Here is a 19,725-nt window from a genome sequence, read left to right as displayed (position 1 = left end):
TAAGAGCGTTTCGGTCCTATGGAACGGGCCATCAACTTTGTCGACGCACGGTGGCATACTCACCAGGTGGGACAGAGAGCTTCGAACGGTGTTCTGGGCGCCACTTCGGGCACCGCTTCGAGCGGAGTCCTGATCGGACGGTCGTCCGAGCTGGGCAGGCTCGCCGCGCTGCTCCGCGCGGCCTCCGAGGGCCTCGCGGGTGTCGCCCTGGTCGGCGGTGACGCGGGCATCGGCAAGACACGTCTCGTCACGGAGCTCGCCGAGCAGGCCAGACGGGACGGCTTCGCCGTACTGGTCGGTCAGTGCGCCGAACTGGGTGACGCGCTGCCGTACCTCCCGCTGGCCGACGCCCTGCGCGGGGCCCCAGCCGAGCTGCGCACGGAGATCGACGCCCGTCCCGTCCTGGGGAGGCTGCTGCCGGGAGGCACCGACCCGGGCACCGAGAGCGCCTCCGGCCTCACCCAGCAGCGGCTGTTCGGGTCGATGCTCGGCTTCCTGGCCGTACGGCCCATGCTGCTGGTGCTCGAAGACCTGCACTGGGCCGACCGTTCGACCCGTGATCTGCTGGTCTTCCTCAGCCGGATGCTGCAGACCGAACGTGTGCTGCTGGTCGGCACCTACCGGACCGACGACCTGCATCGACGCCACCCACTGCGCCGGGTCCTCGCCGAGCTCAGACTCCTGCCCTCGGTGACCTCCGTCGAACTGACCCCGCTCGACCGGGCCGAGATGGCCGACTATCTCGCGGCCCTCGGCGGCACCGACGCCCGGGTCATGGACGAGGTCGCCGAACGAGCCGAGGGCAACCCGTTCTACGGCGCCGAGCTGCTCGAAGCCGTGACCGAGGGCTCCTCGATGACCGACGACCTCGCGGGCCTGTTGCTGTCCAGGGCCGAAGTGCTCTCCGACGAGGCCCAGCGGGTGCTGCGCGGCGCCGCCGTCGCGGGAAGGCGGGTCGACCACGACCTCCTCCAGGAGGCCTCCGGCCTGCCTGACCTGGCCTTCGACGAGGCCATGCGGGAGATCGTCTCGCGTGGGCTGCTCCGCCCCGACGGCGAGTACGGCTACGCCTTCCGGCACGCCCTGCTCCAGGAGGCCGTCTACACCGACCTGCTGCCCGGTGAGCGGATCAGACTGCACTCCGAGTTCGCCCGCCTGCTCACGGCCCGTCAGGGAGTGGCGGCCGAACTCGCCTACCACTACCTCGCGGGCCACGACCTCGCCGAAGGACTGTCCGCGTCGGTGGAGGCGGGACGCAGGGCCGAACGTCTGGGCGCCCCCGCGGAGGCCCACCGCCACTTCGAGCAGGCGCTCAGCTTGTGGGATCGCGTCCCGGACGCCGAACAGCGCGCCGGGACCGATCGCGTACGGCTCACCCTGCGCACCGCCGCCGTCGCGGCCGACATGGGCGACAACCACCGGGCCATAGCCCAGTTGCGTTCTCTCACCCCCTCGGCGGAGATCTACGAGCGGCTCGCCTACTACCTCTACGACTCCGACGACGTCGAGGGCGCGGTCGCCGCCGCCAGGGCGGCCGTCGATGCGGCACCTCCGGACAGCCCTGACCTGGCCAGGGCACTGGCCACGCTCTCCCGCACACTCGCCTGGCCACCACGACCGGCCGAGGTCAAGGTGCTGGCCGAACGCGCGCTCGGGGTGGCCAGGGCCACCGGGACGAGCGACGCCGAGAAGGGAGCGATCCTCGTTCTCGCCCTCTGCGCCGAATACGAGGGGGACGTCGAAGAAGCCGAGAAGCTGCTCGACTCCGTCGTCCTGCGAGACTCCGGCGACCTGGCCATGGACCTGCGCGCCCTGTTCCACCACGCCCGGACGCGATACGAGCGCGGATTCATGGCGAGTGCGGCCGAGACAGCCGAGCGTGGTGTACGGCTGGCCGAACGCACCGGACTGTCGTGGAGCACCTACGGCACCGACCTGCGGTTCCTGTGGCTGCTCGTCCACTACTCGTCAGGAGAGTGGACCCGCGCCGCGGAGATGGCCGCCGGGTTCGGCGCCAGGGTCGGCAGGGTCGCCGAAGCCGTGTTGTCCTCCTTCGCGTTGTTCGTGGAGGTCGCCTCAGGGGCGCCTCAGGTTGAGCAGCGTCTCGCCTGGCTCAGGCCGTTCTGGTCCGACCCCCTTGTCGCTTACATGTCACGCGGCCTGGCCGCCGAGCACGCACTCTGGCAGGGCGACCCCGAGCTCGCCCTGGAGCATGCCACCGCTGTACTGGACACGATCTACCCCGCTGACCTCGGGGTGATCCGTATCAGCGCCGTCGCGCTGTGGGCACTGGCCGACCTTGGCCGCACCGAAGGGGCCGACGAACTGCTCGCCCGCGCCCATGGTGCGGTCAGGGCAGGGATGGGCACCGAGGGACACGGATGGATGGCACGCGCCGAGGCCGAGTGGCACCGCGCGAACGGCCGTTTCGACGTCCAGGCCTGGCGTCGGGTCGTCGAGATCTTCGACCCGGCCTTCGTCTACGAGACCGCACGCGCGCGGTGGCGGCTGGCCGAGGCGTTGCTTGCCTCAGGAGATCGCGCCGCCGCGCTTGAGGAGTGGCGACTCGCTGTCGAGACCGCCGACTCCCTGGGTGCCAAACCTCTGGCCAAGGCTCTGGCCGAACTGGGACAACGCGCCAGGTTCGTCACCGCCCAGCAGAGCCTGCTCACCAGCCGCGAACAGGAGGTGCTGGCCCTGGTCGCCGAGGGCCTGCCCAACCGCGAGATCGGCGAACGGCTGTTCATCGCCCAGAAGACCGTGAGTGTGCACGTCTCCAACATTCTTGGCAAACTCGGTGTCTCCTCTCGAACGCATGCCGCCGCTCTCGCGCGTAAGCGGGGCCTTCTCTGAGGTCTGTCCTTGGTTTTCCTGTAGTGATATCACCCGACGGGAACAGGGATTCGAGGGTTTTGATGGGCTTCGATAGGTGGGCCCGCCTTTGTTGTGAACCTGTCTTGTCGTAGACACGGGGCAGGACTCAGTGGCGACTCGCATTCAGCAGGGTAGGCGGGCCGTTTCACCACGTGGCAGGAGTAGGTCCCGGCGTAGGAGCCGGAGGTGATCGTGACCTGGGCCGATCCGCCGTCTCCCCGGCCTGTGCGGTCGCCGGCCAGGATGCTCCAGCCCAGCGCCGGGGAGATTTCGTGTCGGGTCCCGTCGGAGCAGGTGTAGCCGCCGTCCGCGTGTGCGGCGGGAATCGTCGTCAGCGGTCCTGTGGGAACGGCGATCGCGGTGACAAGAAGAGCACGCCCGAACCGGATGTCGCGGTGGTTTCCGGAGCTCATGTGCGACTTCTTCATTTCATTGAAAGGGAACGTTCTCATCCGGGAGGCGTTCCGCCCGGAGAATACGCCCTGGATGGAGTGGGTCAAGAGAGCCCGTGGCGTCTTCGAGTCTTTTCCTGAGGTGTTCGCTTACTTGGATTCGGCGCCGAGGTTCCGGAACGCGGAGGTTTCAAAGAAGCGGCATCGAGGTTTTCGAGTTCGACGCCGAAGATGATCTTCGGTCGGGAGGCCGAGGCTTCTGAGCGAACGGCGGGTTCTTGGGGCGTTCCCGGGCGGGTGTCTGTCTGGAGTCCGGAGGCATGTGATCTTGCTCGGCGTGCTGGGCGGCCGTTATCGGTCGTGCCGCCCGGCTGGGACGGCCACGACAGGCAGGCTTGTGCCGTTCGGAGGAGCGGGTTCAGCCGTTGTGGGCGGCCAGGGCCAGGTCGCGGACGACCTGAATGAGCTCGGACGGGTCGAACGGCTTGGTGAGATAGGCGTCGACACCGATCCCCAGCCCACGCCGCTTGTCGTCCTCCTGCGCCCGTGCGGTGATCAGCACCACCTTGATGTGGCTCGTCTCCTCGTCGCCGCGCAGCCTTGTCGCCGTCATCCAGCCGTCGAGCCTGGGCATCATGACGTCGAGCGTGATGACATCGGGCCGCACGTCCAGCACCCGATCGAGGCAGTCCTGCCCATCGGAGGCCGTCTCGACCTGGAACCCCTCCAAGGTGAGATTGACCGCGATGAGCTGTCGGATGACCTCGTCGTCATCCACCACCAACACTTTTCCCAGAGGCTCGCCCACGGCCGTGAGGCTAACTCCTCGAAGAGGTGTCCCGCGCGGTTTTCGATGGATGTGTACACAGAGCTGTTCATGGGCGACAGGTTCCCGCAGGCGGAGACCGGCCAGGAAGACGTTTTTCGTCAGGTTTCCCACCTCCAGGATGGCTGTCACCGTCGTGCGCTCCACGGATGGCGTCGATCATCGGGGTTCTCCCTCGGGTGGTCGTTCGGGGCGCTGCGCCGTACGGGGCGTCGGAGAACATCTTCAGCCCGGAGGCGCGCGGAAGCGGTTACCGAACGCGGTTCTGTGGATAACTTGAGTTATCCACAGAACCGCGTTCGGTCGCTTGGCGACCCCGCCGTTTCTTTGATCCTGGGCCTCGACCGTTCACCGACCCCAGGAGGCCACACATGATCACGACCCTTGTCACCGTCACCGTTCTTGTGGCTGCACTCGTGGTCACCCCCCGGATATCCGTGACCCGACCCTGTCGTGAGGCCGCCGACAGCTGGACGAGGCGGCTCATCATGGGCGGTCCGCCAGGCCTCCTTGAGGGCCTGTCCGGGGGCGAACAGGACGCCTGCCATGCGGAGACGGCCGGAGCCGTGCCTTCACCAGGAGCGGCCGCCTTGACACCGGAGCCCGCTACGAGCAGCGACACCCCGCAGGAGGCCTCCGCAGGGCCGGCCGGGTCCGATACGTCCATCCGCGGGCAGGCCGCTCACCCCATGGCCCCCATGAAAGCGAATCCTCCGTCCACGTATCCCGGACCTCACGCCTGGAGTCCGGTCGGCTCCCCGCCTGCTCCACCTTCCCTGAGGGCTTCGGACGGGCTCGCTGGCGCCGACGAGACGAGCGACGCCGCAGAAAAGGGCGGTCAGGTCGGCGACAGGACAGGTCACCATGCCGAAGAGAACGGCATGGCCAGGGGAGCCGGTGAGATCGCCGAGATGGCGAGCCCGGAGCCAAGCGGTCCTGAACCGCGCGGATCCGGGACGACCACAGGTCGTAGCGAGGCGGCCGGCAGGATCGCCTTGCGATGGTCGAGCCGTTTATCCCCGGTGAGGACGGCTGTCGCGTTGTCCCCTGGCCGGATGGCCGTGACCGCGGCCTTACGCCAGATCGGCAGGCCCTACGTCTGGGGAGGTGGTTCGAGCACAGGGCCGACCCGCGGCGGCTTCGACTGCTCGGGGCTCACCTTGCACGCCTGGGCGAGGGCGGGGGTCAGGCTCACCCACTACACCGGCAGTCAGTTCAGGCAGGGCAGGAGGGTGCCGTTCTCCCGCCTTCGCCCCGGAGACCTGGTCTTCTTCGGCGGAGGCAGTGGAGATCCCGCCCATGTGGGGCTCTATGTCGGTGGTGGCCGCATGATTCACGCCCCACGACGTGGTGACGTCGTCAAGACAACGAGCTTCGCCACCTCGCCCTACTACCGTGCCCGTTACCGGGGCGCCGTTCGCCCCGCAGGCTGACCTCACCCCAGAGCGATCTTCTCCCCGGCCTGTCCGATCTCCACCCCTGTCCCAAGCCGCCCACCCAGGGCTTCCCGCCTGTCTGCCCTCTAGATCACCCGCTTCGGGTTTCGAGTGTCGGTTCCCTCCAGGATGCTGGTAGCCTATTCACTCGTTGGCCCCCTTAGCTCAGGGGATAGAGCACCGGCCTCCGGAGCCGGGAGCGCAAGTTCGAATCTTGCAGGGGGCACCAACTCCTCATCGGCGATCTGTTCGCTGAAAAGGGGAAATGGCACAGGAACGGGCGGGTCTCCAGTCTTACGGAGCCTCGCCCGTTCTCATTGGCGCCCACCAGTTGTGGACCCAGACCTCACGAGGTGAGTACGGGGTCACCCCTCCCGGAGGGCCTTCCTCAAGGACGCGGTGGCCGCGCGACCCGAACTCCCCATGGAGATGAGATGAGATCGCAGTATCCGGTGCGCGCCGTCCTGCTCGACCTGGAAGGGACGCTTTACGCCAACGGGGAGATGATTCCCGGTGCCGTCGCCGCCCTGACCGAGCTACGGGAACAGGGGCTCGCGCTCCGGTTCCTGACCAACACCGACTCCGAGCCCGCTGGGCGGACTCTCGCCCGGCTGGCCGGTTACGGTCTCCCGATCGGCCAGGAGGAGTTGTTCACCCCGGTGATGGCCGCCGAGTCCCTGGTGGCGGCCACTCCAAACGCCCGGGTGTACGCGGTGGTCTCGCAGGCCCTGCGGGAGTCCTTCTCCTGCCTCGTCGACGAGCCCCCCTTCACCCACGTACTGGTGGGCGACTGCCGGGACACATTGAGCTACCCCCTGCTGGACGGGGCCTTCCGTGCTCTGCGCTCCGGCGCGGCGCTACTGGCTCTGCAACGCGGACGCTATTTCAAGCGGGCGGACGGCGACCATCTGGACACCGGGGCGGTCGTGGCGGGGCTGGAGTACGCGGCGGGTGTCCAGGCCCGTGTGCTCGGTAAGCCGTCCACCGACTTCTTCGCCCTCGCCGCCGCGACGCTCGGCGTCGAGGTCACCGAGTGTCTGGTCGTTGGAGACGACGCGACCACCGACGTCGCCGGAGGGAACGCCGCAGGTGCGAGGACCGTCCAGGTGCGCACGGGCAAGTACGCCGACCAGCGGGCGGACGGCCTTGCCGGGGGAGCCGACCACACGATCGATTCGATCACCGGGCTTCCCGGGCTCCTCAGGGAGTTCCCCGAGGGATGACCAAGACCGTCTACCGGATGGCCTGGGACGCCACGGCCCAGTGACTCGTGGACCGGGAGGGCACACCCGCCGGGGCACGGCGGTTGCGTTCCCGCGGCCAGGCTGCTGACCGGAGACCTTGGGCGACGAGGAGGGTGACGAGGAACGCGCAGCGCGCTCGTATACGACGGGTGTGGGGGCCCTGAGGTGGAGGAGGACGGTACATGACCAGCGTGGGAGCCCCTGTACAGGCGGAGACGCGTAGCGCGCTGGACGCCCAGCGCTTTCGTCGGTCCGACGAGGAGACCGCCGTGGGGAGAGCTGTCCCGGACCCGAGGTTCGAGACGGCCCACATGGTCGGCGAGGTCGGCGGCGCGTCGAACGCGTGATCCGTACGCCTGGATCGTCCGCTCCGGCCGGAGTGGTCACGAGCACGTTCGACGAGCGGGGCGCGACGGGCTCTCACCCGGAGGCGGGCAGGTGTTTCGCCAGGATGGGGGAGATCTCGGACAGGGCTTCGGGCTTGACGATGGAGGTGTGGTCGCAGGTCACGGTGTGGACGGTCAGGGCGGGCAGGAAGGGGCGCCAGGTGTCCGAGGCGTGGATGTCCTGGAGGGAGGCGTCGAAGCAGAGGGTGGGGCCGGTGAAGGGCACAGGGGAGTGCGCGGCCATCGCGTGGGTGTTCTCCCCGGTGATCGACACCAGGTCGTCGATCACGGCCTCGTTCAGGGCGGCGAGTGGGCTTCCCGCCCGTCGCAGCGCCTCCCGTCGCGAGCCCCTGGGTGCGGCGACACCGTCCAGGGCGGTACGGACGACCTCCTCCTCAAGGGTCTCTTCAACGACCTCGGCAGGGGCCTCATCAGAGGCCTCCGCGAGGGACTCCTTGTGAGAACCCTCAAAGGCCTGGTCCGGGGTTCTCGCCCAGAATCCGCGGGACGCGCGTCCTCTGACGTCACCGGGATAGGCGTCCAGCAGGACGAGCAGCGCGACCTGCTCACCCGTGGCGGCCAGGTCGACGGCGATCTGCTGGGCGACCGTACCCCCGAAGGACCAGCCCGCCAGGACGTACGGCCCGGCAGGCCGGATCTCGCGCATCCGCTCGGCGTAGACGGCCGCCAGCTCGGGCACCGACATCGGGCGCACCGGGCCGACGGCGAGGCGGGGGTCCTGAAGGGCGTGCACCGGATGCCCCCGGGGGATGTGCCTGGGCAGCGCCGAATAGCACCACCCGAGTCCGTTCGCCGCGGGGATCAGGAAGATCGGGCACAGCTCACCACGGGGGCGGTAGGACAGGACGGCGGGTACGGCACCGCTCTCCTCGCCGAGGCGTTCCGCGAGTCCCGTGACGGTCGGGTCGGCGAACAGCGCGGAGACGCCGACCTCGGCGCCGAGCACGGAACGGACGCGGCTGACGAGGCGGACGGCGAGCAGGGAGTGTCCACCCAGGTCGAAGAAGTTGTCGCGCACGCCGACCTCGGGCACCCCGAGCACCTCGGCGAACAGTTCACGCAGAACCGCCTCACGAGGGTTGCCCGCGGAACCGCCCGACGACGCCCGCCGTACGGGAGCCGGGAGGGCGTGCCGGTCCAGCTTCCCGTTCGCGGTCACCGGGAACGCCTCAAGCGCGACCACCGCGGACGGCACCATGTATTCCGGCAGCAACCCGGCCACGTGCTCACGACACCACTCGGCGTCCGCCACGCCCAGGCCTCCGGTGCCGGTCGTGGCCGCGTTCGGCCGGGGCGGTTGGCCTTCGGGTGCGATGCCCGGTTGTTCCGGGGCCAGACCGGCGTCGATCAGGGTGGTGTCCGTCGGGCTGCGGTGCCCGGACAGGGGCCCGGCCGGCACGCCGTCCGGTGCGGTCTCCTGCGGTTCGTGGCCCGGGGGCGTGCCGGAGGGGGAGGTCACGACGTAGCCGACCAGGTGTTTCTCACCGGGGGCGTCCTCCCTGACGACCACCACGGCCTGTCTGACGCCGGGGACGCTCGCCAGCGCGGCCTCGACCTCGCCGGGTTCGACGCGGAAGCCACGGATCTTCACCTGGTCGTCGGCACGTCCGAGGAAGAACAGACGCCCCTGCTCGTCCCAGCGGACGACGTCGCCGGTGCGGTACATCCGTTCTCCGGCTGCGCCGAACGGGCAGGCGACGAACCGCGCCGAGGTCAGGCCGGGACGCCCGACGTATCCGCGGGCCAGCCCGGCCCCGGCGAGGTACAGCTCACCCGGCACGTGGGGCGGCACCGGGCGCAGGGCGTCGTCCAGCACGTAGGCGCGGGTGTTGGCCATCGGACGTCCGATGGGGACGGTCGTCCCCGGCCCGTCCCCGGCCCGCCAGCGCGACCAGGTGGCGCACAGGGTGATCTCGGTGGGGCCGTACAGCGTCCGCACGGTCGTCTCGGGGCAGGCGTCGAGCACCGAGGCCACGGCCTGGGGAGAGACGACGTCTCCGCCGGTGAGAACCTCGCGGACACCGGTGAGACAGTCGGCGAGGTCCTCGGCGACGACCCGGAACAGTCCTGCGGTGAGGTGCACGTGGGACACACCGTGCTCACGGATCAGCCGTTCGAGCACCGGGGCGTCGAGGTCGCCGGGCGGCGCGACGACCACGGTGCCCCCGGTGAGCAGCGGCACCCAGATCTCGTAGGTGGAGGCGTCGAAGGCGTGCGGGGCGTGGAACAGCACCCGGTCCTGCGGGCCGACCTCCCACATCGGGTCGAGGGCGAGGTCCACGACGCCCTGATGGGTCACGCCGATGCCCTTCGGTTCACCGGTCGAGCCGGAGGTGTACATGACGTAGGCGAGGTCCTCAGGCCGTGCCTCGTCAAGGCCGCTCTCCGAGAGGCTCGCGGGGAAAGGAGAGAGGCCGCCGTCCGGGTGCACCGTCAGTGTCCGCAAGCCCGTGGTGAGTTCGTGCGCGCCGTACACCTGGTCGGTCAGCAGCACCGGGCTGCCGCTCTCCTCGACGACGGCCCGCATCCTGGCCACCGGATAGGCGGTGTGGACCGGCAGGTAGGCCGCCCCGGTCCGCAGTACGGCCAGTAGCGCGACGACCAGTCCCGCGGAACGCTCCATCAGCACCGGCACCGTCGTGCCGGTGCCGACCCCGGCCGTGACCAGCGCCGCGGCCAGGCGTCCCGCGCGTTCGTCCAGTTCGTCATAGGTGAGCTGGGTACGGCCGGCGACGACGGCTGGCGCGTCGGGGGTCGCGGTGGCGCGTTCGCCGAACACCTCGACGACCGAGGCGGTGCGGCGGGGCGCGGCGGTGTCGTTCCAGCTGGTCAGGATCAGTTCGCGTTCCCGGGAGGACAGCACCTCCAGGGTGCTCAGCCGGGTCTCGGGCTCCGCGACGATCTGACGCAGGACACGGACGAACCGTTCGGCCATCGTGGCGACCGTCGGCTCGTCGAACAGGGCACTCGCGTAGGTGATCGTGAGCTCGACGTCCCGGCCCCGCCGTTCGAAGGCGAAGTCCAGGTCGAACTTGGCCCCCTGGGCGACCGCGGTGCCCGGCAGGCAGCGCGCTCCCGGCAGGTCGAGGGCGAGGACGCCGCTGTCGGCCCAGGACAGCGCCACCTGGAACAGCGGGTGACGGGAGGGGGAGCGGTTCGGGTTGAGGGCCTCGACGACGTGGTCGAACGGGACGTCCTGGTCGGCGTAGGCGGCCAGGTCCGCCTCCCTGACCCGGTCGAGCAGTTCGGTGAACGCCGGGTCGCCCGAGGTGCCGACGCGGAGCACCAGGGTGTTGACGAAGAATCCGATCAGGTCGTCGAGCGCCTCGTCGCCGCGTCCGGCGACGACCGTGCCCAGCGGGATGTCGGTGCCCGCGCCGAGACGGGTCAGCAGACCCGCCAGCGCGGCGTGGACCACCATGAAGACCGTGGCGTGACGACGCCGGGCGAGTTCGTGCAGTCCTCGGTCGAGTTCGGCGTCGATCGGGACGAGCACGCGTCCGCACCGGTGGTCGGCCCGGGGAGGGCGGGGCCGGTCGGTGGGCAGCGTCAGCTCCTCCGGCAGGCCGTGCAGCCTCTCCACCCAGTGGTGCGAGCCGCCTTCCGTCCGGTGGGAGACGGCTCGGTCATGCACTCCGCCCTCCGCCAGGTGCCGTGGGGCCTGCTCCACGAGGGAGGCGGACTCGCCCTCCACCCTGCGACTCGGGCCTTGCCCGGCGAGCGCTTCGTGCTGCCAGAGGGCGTAGTCGGCGTACTGCACCGGTAGCGGTTCCCAGCCGGGTGCCTGCCCGGTCAGCCGCGCCGCGTACGCGTGTGACAGGTCGGCCCCCAGCCGGTCGATCGACCAGCCGTCGCCCGCGATGTGGTGCAGCACCAGCACGAGCACGCACTCGCCGGGCTCCGACCTGATCACCTCGGCGTACAGCGGCGAGTCCGTCGTGAGGTCGAACACGTGGGCACACGCCCTGGCCACCGCCGCCGCGCGTTCGGCGGGCGGGCACTCGGTGAGCACCACCTCGGTCCTGGGCTCGGGCAGGATCCGCTGTACGGGCTCGCCCCCCTCCTCGGCGAAGACCGTCCGCAGGCTCTCGTGCCTGAGCGCGACGTCCCGCAGCGCGGCGGCCAGCGTCGTCGGGTCGAGCGTGCCGCGGACCACGGTGGCGACCGGCATGTTGTAGGTGGGGCTCGGTCCCGCGAGCCGGTCGAGGAACCACAGACGCCGCTGCCCCGGTGAGGCGGGCACCGTCATGGGACGGGGGGAGACCGCCGTGACGGCGGGCCGTTCCCGTCCGCCGAGACGGCCGAGCAGCCCTCTCGGCGTCGGCGCCTGGAAGAGGGCGCGCACACCGACCGAGGCGCCGAGCGCCGTACGGACCCGTTTGACCAGCCGGGTGGCCAGCAGCGACTGCCCGCCCAGGCTGAAGAAGTTGTCCTCGGGACCGACGTCCGTCACCCCCAGCACCTCGGCGAACAGCCCGCACATGATCTCCTCGCGGGGACCACGGGGACCACGGGGACCACAAGGACCGCGCGAGCCACGCGGGCCGTGGAGAACATGCGAATCATGGAAGCCATGGGCGTCACGAGGCTCGTCGAGTTCGCGAGAGCCGTGAGAGTCCTGTGGGCCACGGGAGTCACGCGGAGCGCCGAGGTCGTGGGGCCGCGCCGTACCGGGGGTGTCGTGCATCGGTGCCCTTCTCGTCTCAGGTCGGTCAGCCGGGTACGGCGGCGCGCATCCGGTCGAGCATCTCGTCGAGTACCGCGGGTGAGGTGGCGAAGTTCAGCCGGGCGAACCCCCTGCCCTCCGGGCCGAAGTCCGGACCCCTGAAGAGCATGACCCTGGCCCGTTCGAGGAAGAACGCCGACGGGTCGTCGCCGAGGCCCAGGGCGCGGCAGTCGAGCCAGGCGAGGTAGGTGGCCTCGGGAAGCCGGTAGACCACTCCCTCGGGCAGCCGTTCCGCGACCCGCAGCCGGTTGCGCGCCAGCAGGTCCCGCACGGTCTTCAGCCAGGGGTCCCCTTCGGTCCACGCGGCCCTGAGCGCGTCCACTCCGAGGGCGCTCACCTGGCCGAACAGGATGCCGCGGTGCGCGTCCACGGCGTCGCGGACCTCCTTGGCGCCGATGTGCGCGACGGCGCAGCGGACCCCGGCCAGGTTGAAGGCCTTGCTGCCCGAGGTGATCGTCACCGTGCGCGCCGCGGCCTCCTCGGAGACCGCGGCGAACGGGATGTGCCGGTGTCCGTCGTAGGCCAGCTCGGCGTGGGCCTCGTCGGAGATCACCAGCAGGTCGTGTTCGACGGCGAGCGCGGCCAGGGCCTCAAGCTCGTCGCGTCGGAAGACACGTCCGGTCGGGTTGTGCGGGTTCACCAGGAACAGCGCGCGGCACGGGGTCCCGTGACGGCCACTGACCTCCTCGGAGATCCGGTCGAGGTCGAGGTCCCAGTCACCGGCGCGCCAGCGGATCGGCACGGGCCTTGGCGGGCGGCCCAGCTTGGTCAGCATCTCGGTGAACGGGGGACAGACCGGGGAGTGCAGCGCGACCGGGTCACCGGGTGAGGTGCCGAAGTGCAGCGCGACCTGCATCGCCTGGTTGATGTCGGTGAACAGCCTGACGTGCGCGGGGTCGGCGGCGAAACCGAACCGGCCGAGCATGCGCCCGGCGAACGCCTCTCCCAGTGGCCCGCCGCGCGACTCGTCGTACCACGCGGGGTAGCCGAGGTCGGTGTCGATCCGCTCGACCAGGGCGCGCCGTACGGCGGGCGAGATGGGGAAGTCCATGTCCGCGACCCACGCGGGCAGCACCCCGGCCGGGGCGGACGCCCATTTCTCCCCGTCACGCAGGGAGAGGGTGGCGAGGTCGAGGGCGTCCAGGGTCATCGATGTGTCACCTAGCCTGTCGGGGGTCCTGTTCGAGCGGCACCGGCGCGCTGTCGTTACGGATGGCGCCCCAGCGTCTTTCCGTCTCGTTGTGGATGTACCAGAGGTCGTCCTCCGTCAGTGTGACGGACACGACGCCGGGAAAGGCCTCCTCGAAATAGATGTACGGCTTGCGGTTGTCGACCCACGGGGAGTGGTAGTCGAGCTTGTCGGTCATGCCGTGGATGCGGGTGATCGGGGTGGCCGGGTGGTAGGTCAGGATGTTCGGGCTGGCGAGGTCGATGATCCTTTCGTCGATCAGCTCGCTCACCCCCGTGATCGTCTCGTCGATGCTGGCGCGGGTCTCCCCGTCGAGGCCGAACAGGACGGACGTGCCGACCCGCAGGCCGTGTGACTTCACCAGTGACGTCGCCTCGCGCACCTTCTGCGCCCAGTCGCGTCCCTCGACGCGGCGGAGGTTCTTGTGGATGCGGTCCATCACCTGCGTGGACATGCTCTCGATGCCGATGTAGACGTAGGTGCATCCCGCCTCGCGCATCAGGTCGAGGATCGTCGCGCTCTCCTCGGGCCTGTGCAGGCCGACCAGCACGTCCACGGTCAGCTGCGCGCCCCACTGCAGGCGGCGCAGGCGGGCCAGGCCGTCCTCGCCGCCGAGCGAGCGCAGCAGGCCCTCGTCCAGTTCCCCGGCGGTGGCGCGGCGGACGCCGCCGAGCTCGGCGCAGAACTCGGCGATGTCCCGGAAGGTGCCGCTCCAGAAGACCGAGTCGTCGAAGAACAGAGCCTCGGCGCCGTATCCCACATATTCGCACACACGTTCGACTCCAGCGTGTGTCTGGCCGAACTTCTTCAGGCCGCCCGCGAGTTTGGCCGTCTCCGAGCAGAAGTTGCACTGGTAGGGGCAGGCGTTGGACACCATCACGTGCGCGGTCCGCTGGATCTCTCCGGTCGCGCCGTCGGTGAAGATGGGGAACCGGGACCGGATCGCGAACGCCTCGTACGGCGAGGGCAGTGTGGTCAGGTCGAGCCTGGGCCCTTCCTGGGGGTAGGCGTGCACGGCGTCCTGGCCGGTCAGCGTGATCAGGGAGCGCCCCGGGGCAGGGCCGTCCCGTCGCAGCAGGTCCTCAAGGCGGGGGCGGACGGCCGAAGGGGCGACCCACCCGGTGTCCAGGTCGACGGAGAGTGCGACGGCGCGCATCAGCAGGTCGAGTGAGTGGTAGGCCTCGCCGGAGACGGTCGCGTCGACCACGTGCGGCACCCTGCCGTCGTCCATGACCGCGAGCGTGCTGCTCGGCGCGATCATGAGCGTGTCGGCGCCGGGGACGCAGGTGGTCGTCTCGTCGACGTGCCGCCCGCCCAGGATCACGTAGACACCGGGTATCTCGGCCTTGGCCAGCCCCGCGATGTCCAGGGCGTAGCGGTGGGCCGGTGAGACGCTGCTGATCAGCACGATCCTCGGCCGGGTCTCGCGCAGCAGGCCGATCCAGCGTTCCCGTGCCGCCCGGTCCCAGACACGCGGGTCGAAGACGGTCTCGTCGGTGTTAGGCGAGTCGGTGTACGGCCGGTAGCCGTCCTCGCCGACCGACATGCGGTAGGAGAGGTCGGGAAACCGGGTCCACCCCGGAGCCAGGTCGTTGTAGTGCCCGGCGTCCCGTACGGCGTTGCGCACCGCGACCGAGAGGGCCGCGTACAGGCACATCGGGTCGCCGGGGTAGGTGATCTCGCCCTCCGCCTGCGTCATGACGGGCGCGAGCACGGCCAGCACCGGGAAGTTCCGGTGCGGAAGACGCCCGAGCGCGAGGTCCTCGGAGAGGCGCTTTCTGCGCGCGGAAAGAAGTTCCTCGAACCCGGAGGAAACGGTTCCCCCGGGGAATCGGTGAACGTGAATGTCATTCAGCAATGCAGTTCCTTTTCCCTTTGTGTTCGCGGCCGGTATGCGTACGCCGAGGGATGGATAAATCACTCCCCGTGTGATCCTGCATAGCTTTTGTATGAGTTATCTGCCACGTTACTTTCGACCGATTGAACCAGATGGCCGGTGGACGTCAAGCGAGTGCCTCCGGTGAGGGCCGATGTCCCGCCGGCGGGACATCACGGCGGCGCGCGGACCCGCTCCGGCGGCGCGTTGACATGAACGCGCGGCATCGTGTTTCAATGGCGGGCGTGTGAGAGAAGGGGGATTCTCCGGTGTCTGGCGAGTCGCGCACCATAGTCGGCGCTTTCGCCGAACAAGTCCAGGAGAACAGCGACAGGCCCGCTGTCAAGCAGGGTGGGACCGTTCTCTCATACCGCAGATTGGATGAGATCTCCGACATTTTCGTTGATTTTCTGGAACGCTGTGATATTCGTTCCGAGCAGCGGATCGGCATCCTCATGGAACGCGGCCCCGACGTGGTCGCGGCGATCGTCGGGACGGTGAAGTCGGGCGCCGCCTACGTCCCGCTCGACACTCGCTCACCGGCCGCCCGGCTGCGGTTGATCCTCACCGAGTGCGGCATCCGCGTCGTGATCACCGACTCGGCGGAGCGCGCGGCCTTCGTCCGGGGCTTCTGCGAGCCGGGCACCCGGGTGGCCGTCGTCGGTGAGGATCTCGACCTGTCGGGACCCGGCCCGCGAACGGCTCGGAAACAGGTCGTCCCCGGGCAGCTCGCCTACGTCGTCTACACCTCGGGTTCGACGGGGACGCCGAAGGGCGTGGCGATCTGCCACCACGACCTGGTCGCCTTCGCCGCCGACCCCTGCTGGACCGGCCTTGAGGGACGGGTCCTGCTGCACTCCCCGCTTGAGTTCGACGCCTCGGTGTTCCAGATGTGGGTCCCCCTGCTGCGCGGTGGCACGGTCGTGCTCGCCCCGCCCGGCCCCGTCGAGGCCCGCGCGCTGGCGCGGACGATCGCGGAGGAGGCCGTCACCTGCACCTTCATGACCACCTCCTTCTTCAACGTGCTCACCGAGCAGCACCCGGACGCCTTCGCCGGGGGCTGCCAGGTGTGGATGGGCGGCGAGGCCGCCTCCCCGGTGGCGGTCGAGCGCACCCTGCGTGCCTCGGGGCCGGGCTCCGTCGTCAACGTCTACGGCCCGACCGAGGCCACGGTCTTCGCCACCTACCACCCGGTCGAGGAACCCGTGCCGAGCCCGGTGCCGATCGGCTCGCCCATGCGGGACGTCACCGTCCACGTCCTCGACGAGCACCTGCGCCCGGTCCCCGACGGCGCCGAGGGTGAGCTGTGCCTCGGCGGACGGGGCGTCGCCCGGGGTTACTGGGCGAGACCGGGCCTCACCGCCCAGAAGTTCGTCGCCGACCCCTTCGCGGGTGACGGCGCCCGGATGTACCGGACCGGCGACATCGTACGGCGCCGCCCCGACGGCCTGCTGGAGTTCGTCGGCAGGCACGACGGCCAGGTCAAGGTCCGTGGCTTCAGGATCGAACTCGGTGAGATCGAGAACCAGCTCTCCCGCAGGGAGGACGTGGCCCGGGCCGCCGTCGTCGCCACCGCCGACCGGCACGGCGACACGACCCTGACCGCCTACGTCGTCCCCGCAGGGGACGCCGGAGACGCCGGGGAGACCGGAGACGCCTGGGCGGACGTCCTGCTGGGCCACCTGCGCGAACGGCTGCCGCCGTACATGGTGCCCTCGGCGCTGGTCGTGCTCGGGGAGCTGCCGCTGAACAACAACGGCAAGCTCGACATACGGGCGCTGCCCGCCCCGGCGCGCGCGGCGGGTGGCGCGGAGCCCGCGTCGGAGACGGAGAAGGTGCTGTGCCACCTGTTCGCCGACGTGCTCGGCGTCGAACGGGTCGGGGTGAACGACGGCTTCTTCGACCTGGGCGGCCACTCGCTGGCGGCGACCCGGCTGGCGGCCAGGGCCGAGGCCGCCCTCGGCCTCCGGGTCGAGGCGGGGGAGGTCTTCGAGGCGCCGACGGTCGCCGAGCTGGCCGTACGCCTCCTCACCTCACCGGCCCGCGCCGCGGGTCTCTGCCTTCCGCCCGTTCCGAAGCCGCGCCCGGAGCGGATCGCGCTGTCCCACGCCCAGCGCAGGCTGTGGTTCGTCGACCAGCTCCAGGAGGAGGGCGACCCCGGCTACCACATCCCGCTGGTCTTCCGCCTGCCGTACGAGGTGGACGCCGACGCGCTGCGCCTGGCCATGGCCGACGTCGTCACCAGGCACGAGAGCCTGCGCACGGTCTTCCCCGACGACTATGACGACGAGGGGCCCTGGCAGCGCGTCCTGGACCCCGGGGAGCGCGACCCCGAGCTGACGGTCACCGTCTGCGCCGAGGCGGAGATGGAGGAGCTGCTCGCGGCCGAGGTCCGCAGGCCGTTCGACATCACCGAGGACCTGCCGCTGCGCGGCGCGCTGCTGCGCCCGTCCCAGGGGCGGGGGACGACACTGCTGCTGGTGCTGCACCACATCGCGGCAGACGGCTGGTCGCTGACGTCGCTCTGCCGCGACCTGTCCCTGGCCTACCGGGCCAGGCTGGCGGGTACGGCCCCGGAGTTCGTCCCGCTGCCGCTGCAGTACGCCGACTACGCCGCCTGGCACCGTGAGCTGCTCGGCGACGCCGGAGACCCGGGCAGCAGGCTGTCGTCCCAGCTCCGCTACTGGGAACGGCGCCTCGCGGGCCTGCCCGACGAGGTCTCGCCGCCGCCGGACCGGCCCCGGCCGCCGATCTCGGGCAACCGGGGGGACGCCGTCGCCTTCACCGTCCCCGCCGAGCTGCGCCGGGGGCTTGAGGACCTCGCGCGCTCCTGCCGGGCCACGCTGTTCATGACGCTGCACGCCGCGCTGGCGGACCTGCTCACCGACCTGGGCTGCGGGCACGACATCGTGGTGGGCAGCCCGACCGCGGGCCGTACGGCCGAGGCGCTCGACGAGCTGGTCGGCTTCTTCGTCAACATGGTCGCGCTGCGGACCGACACCTCGGGCGAACCGACCTTCCGTGAGCTGCTCGGCCGGGTGCGCGACGGCTGGCTGCCCGCCTCGGCCAACCAGGACGTCCCCTTCGAGCTGGTGGTCGAACGGGTCAACCCGGCACGCGGGCTGTCCCGCCACCCGGTCTTCCAGGTCACGCTCGGCCTGCTCGACGCCCCGGACCTCGCCCTCGACCTCACGCCGGAGCCCCCCGGAACGAATCCGCAGGCCCCCGGAACGCCGGAGCGCGGTGAGTGGACGCTGGCCAGGACCGGGGCGGCCAGGTTCGACCTGACCTTCGACCTGATCGCCCGGCGGGAGGCGGACGGCACGCCCGGCGCGCTCGACGGCTACGCGGAGTTCGCCACCGACCTGTTCGACCGGGAGAGCGCGCTGCGGCTGGTCGAGGGGTTCGTCACGAGGCTGCGCCAGGCCGTCGCCGACCCGGACCACCGGAGCGGCCCTCAACGCGGGAACACAGACGCGGGCACGGACGGGAACACCGAAGGAGGCACGGACGGAGGCACGGACGGGCTCCGCGCGCTCGGTGGCTCCGCGCGATGACCGCGACCACCACCTCGCTCACCCGGCGGATCATGGGCCTGCCCAGGGAGGCCTGGGTCATCTGCGCGGGCATGTTCGTCAACAAGTTCGGCGCCTTCCTCAACGTCTTCCTGGTCCTGTACCTCACCCACCGGGGGTACTCCGCCTTCCTGGCCGGGCTCGCGCTCGGCGCGGTCGGCTTCGGCGGCTTCCTCGGCAACGCGGTCGGCGGAAGCATCGCGGACCTGATCGGCAGACGGTGGACGATCGTCGCCTCGATGTTCGGCACCGCGGTCTTCACCCTGCTCGTCCCGCTGGCCGACACCATCGGCGTCATCGTTGCGCTGTCGCTGGCCGTCGGATTCCTCGCGCAGCTCTACCGCCCGGCGGCGGGCGCGATCCTCGTCGACACCGTGCCCGCCCGCGACCTGATCGCCGCGGTCTCCCTGCTGCGCCTGGCCATGAACCTCGGGATGGCCGTCGGCGGCGTGGTCGGCGGCCTGCTCAGCGTGCTGTCCTACACCTACCTGTTCGTCGGCAACGCGGTGACGTGCCTGCTGTTCGGGCTGCTGGTGCTGACGCTGCTGCCGGAGACCAGGCCCGCCCCGCCCGAGCACGAGGACGCCGGGGCACGCGGCGGCTACCGGACCGTGTTCCGCGACCGGGCGATGGTGCTGTACCTGCTGTCGATGACCGCCGCCACCTACGTCTACACGCAGACGATCGCGACACTCCCGCTGCACGTCAGGAACCAGGGGCTCGGCACCGAGTTCTACGGCCTGCTGCTCGGGGTGAACGCGCTGCTGATCGTGCTGTTCGAGCTGCCGCTCGTCCGGTTCACCGAGCTCCGCCAGCCCCGGTACGTGATCGCGGCCGGGGTGGTCCTGCTGGGCGCCGGGGTCGCGCTGACCGGGGTCGCGGACGAGCGGGCCGCGCTCGTGGCGACCGTGGCGCTGTGGACGCTCGGCGAGATGGTCTACACGCCGGTGGCCACGGCCTATCCGGGCCTGCTGGCGCCCGGCCACCTCAGGGGGCGCTACCAGGGCGCGGAGGGCGTCGCGGTGACCGTCGCCCAGACGGCGGGCCCCGCCGCGGGCGGCTTCCTGTACGGGCACACCGCCGCCGGCCACTGGGCGCTGTGCGGGGTGGTCGCCGTGCTCGGCGCGGGGTTCATGCTCGCCGCGCGACCCACCGGTACGGCCACATGACGACGGACTCT

The 19,725-nt window shown here is 70.5% G+C and carries 10 protein-coding genes and 1 tRNA gene; 7 read left to right on the top strand and 4 right to left on the bottom strand.

Annotation, left to right across the window (positions count from 1 at the left end):
- Nucleotides 1-66: 66 nt before the first annotated feature.
- Nucleotides 67-2,853, top strand: a complete 2,787-nt coding sequence (locus ACIBVQ_RS06970) for a helix-turn-helix transcriptional regulator (RefSeq protein WP_399176138.1) — start codon at nucleotides 67-69, stop codon at nucleotides 2,851-2,853.
- A gap of 831 nt (nucleotides 2,854-3,684) precedes the next feature.
- Here the strand turns inward: ACIBVQ_RS06970 and ACIBVQ_RS06965 are convergent.
- A complete protein-coding gene (locus ACIBVQ_RS06965; RefSeq protein WP_184713476.1) occupies nucleotides 3,685-4,053 on the bottom strand; it encodes a response regulator transcription factor in 369 nt (122 codons plus the stop codon).
- Between the two features lie 1,094 nt (nucleotides 4,054-5,147).
- On the opposite strand from ACIBVQ_RS06965, the gene ACIBVQ_RS06960 reads away from it, so the two are divergent.
- The 4 genes from ACIBVQ_RS06960 (at nucleotide 5,148) to ACIBVQ_RS06945 (ending at nucleotide 7,119) form a co-directional block, all read left to right on the top strand.
- Nucleotides 5,148-5,525 (top strand): C40 family peptidase, encoded by a 378-nt coding sequence (locus ACIBVQ_RS06960; protein WP_352009761.1) that lies wholly within the window; start codon nucleotides 5,148-5,150, stop codon nucleotides 5,523-5,525.
- A gap of 157 nt (nucleotides 5,526-5,682) precedes the next feature.
- A tRNA-Arg gene (locus tag ACIBVQ_RS06955) sits at nucleotides 5,683-5,757 on the top strand.
- Nucleotides 5,758-5,962: 205 nt separating this feature from the next.
- Nucleotides 5,963-6,751, top strand: a complete 789-nt coding sequence (locus ACIBVQ_RS06950; RefSeq protein ID WP_399176135.1) for an HAD-IIA family hydrolase — start codon at nucleotides 5,963-5,965, stop codon at nucleotides 6,749-6,751.
- A 203-nt stretch (nucleotides 6,752-6,954) separates the two neighbouring features.
- The gene (locus ACIBVQ_RS06945; protein WP_399176133.1) at nucleotides 6,955-7,119 is read left to right on the top strand and encodes a hypothetical protein; all 165 of its coding nucleotides are present in this window, start codon (nucleotides 6,955-6,957) and stop codon (nucleotides 7,117-7,119) included.
- Nucleotides 7,120-7,192: 73 nt separating this feature from the next.
- Here ACIBVQ_RS06945 and ACIBVQ_RS06940 read toward each other — a convergent pair whose 3' ends face one another.
- The 3 genes from ACIBVQ_RS06940 to ACIBVQ_RS06930 form a co-directional block, all read right to left on the bottom strand.
- Nucleotides 7,193-11,662 (bottom strand): amino acid adenylation domain-containing protein, encoded by a 4,470-nt coding sequence (locus ACIBVQ_RS06940; protein WP_399176131.1) that lies wholly within the window; start codon nucleotides 11,660-11,662, stop codon nucleotides 7,193-7,195.
- A 229-nt stretch (nucleotides 11,663-11,891) separates the two neighbouring features.
- Nucleotides 11,892-13,055, bottom strand: coding sequence for a MalY/PatB family protein (locus ACIBVQ_RS06935; protein ID WP_399176130.1), 1,164 nt, complete (start codon nucleotides 13,053-13,055; stop codon nucleotides 11,892-11,894).
- Between the two features lie 7 nt (nucleotides 13,056-13,062).
- Nucleotides 13,063-14,952 carry a B12-binding domain-containing radical SAM protein gene (locus ACIBVQ_RS06930; protein WP_399176127.1) on the bottom strand — a complete coding sequence of 630 codons (1,890 nt, stop codon included), beginning with the start codon at nucleotides 14,950-14,952 and terminating at the stop codon, nucleotides 13,063-13,065.
- Between the two features lie 287 nt (nucleotides 14,953-15,239).
- On the opposite strand from ACIBVQ_RS06930, the gene ACIBVQ_RS06925 reads away from it, so the two are divergent.
- Complete coding sequence (locus ACIBVQ_RS06925; RefSeq protein ID WP_399176125.1) at nucleotides 15,240-18,527, top strand: amino acid adenylation domain-containing protein; 3,288 nt, start codon at nucleotides 15,240-15,242, stop codon at nucleotides 18,525-18,527.
- Entirely contained in the window at nucleotides 18,524-19,714 is a 1,191-nt protein-coding gene (locus tag ACIBVQ_RS06920) for an MFS transporter (protein ID WP_399176123.1), read from the top strand. Before ACIBVQ_RS06925 ends, ACIBVQ_RS06920 begins: the two co-directional genes overlap by 4 nt.
- Nucleotides 19,715-19,725 lie beyond the last annotated feature (11 nt).

Origin of the sequence: Streptosporangium sp. NPDC049376 (genome assembly GCF_044466505.1) — a bacterium.
In the GTDB taxonomy this organism is placed as follows: domain Bacteria; phylum Actinomycetota; class Actinomycetes; order Streptosporangiales; family Streptosporangiaceae; genus Streptosporangium.
The sequence above is the reverse complement of the archived record's forward strand: the minus strand, read 5'-3'. Positions and strand labels throughout refer to the sequence as shown.

Coding starts and splice junctions, on each gene's coding strand:
- ACIBVQ_RS06950 (WP_399176135.1), top strand. CDS start 5,963: ATGAGATCGCAGTATCCGGTGCGCGCCGTCCTGCTCGACCTGGAAGGG.
- ACIBVQ_RS06940 (WP_399176131.1), bottom strand. CDS start 11,662: ATGTGCGGGCTGTTCGCCGAGGTGCTGGGGGTGACGGACGTCGGTCCC.
- ACIBVQ_RS06935 (WP_399176130.1), bottom strand. CDS start 13,055: ATGACCCTGGACGCCCTCGACCTCGCCACCCTCTCCCTGCGTGACGGG.
- ACIBVQ_RS06920 (WP_399176123.1), top strand. CDS start 18,524: ATGACCGCGACCACCACCTCGCTCACCCGGCGGATCATGGGCCTGCCC.
- ACIBVQ_RS06945 (WP_399176133.1), top strand. CDS start 6,955: ATGACCAGCGTGGGAGCCCCTGTACAGGCGGAGACGCGTAGCGCGCTG.
- ACIBVQ_RS06960 (WP_352009761.1), top strand. CDS start 5,148: ATGGCCGTGACCGCGGCCTTACGCCAGATCGGCAGGCCCTACGTCTGG.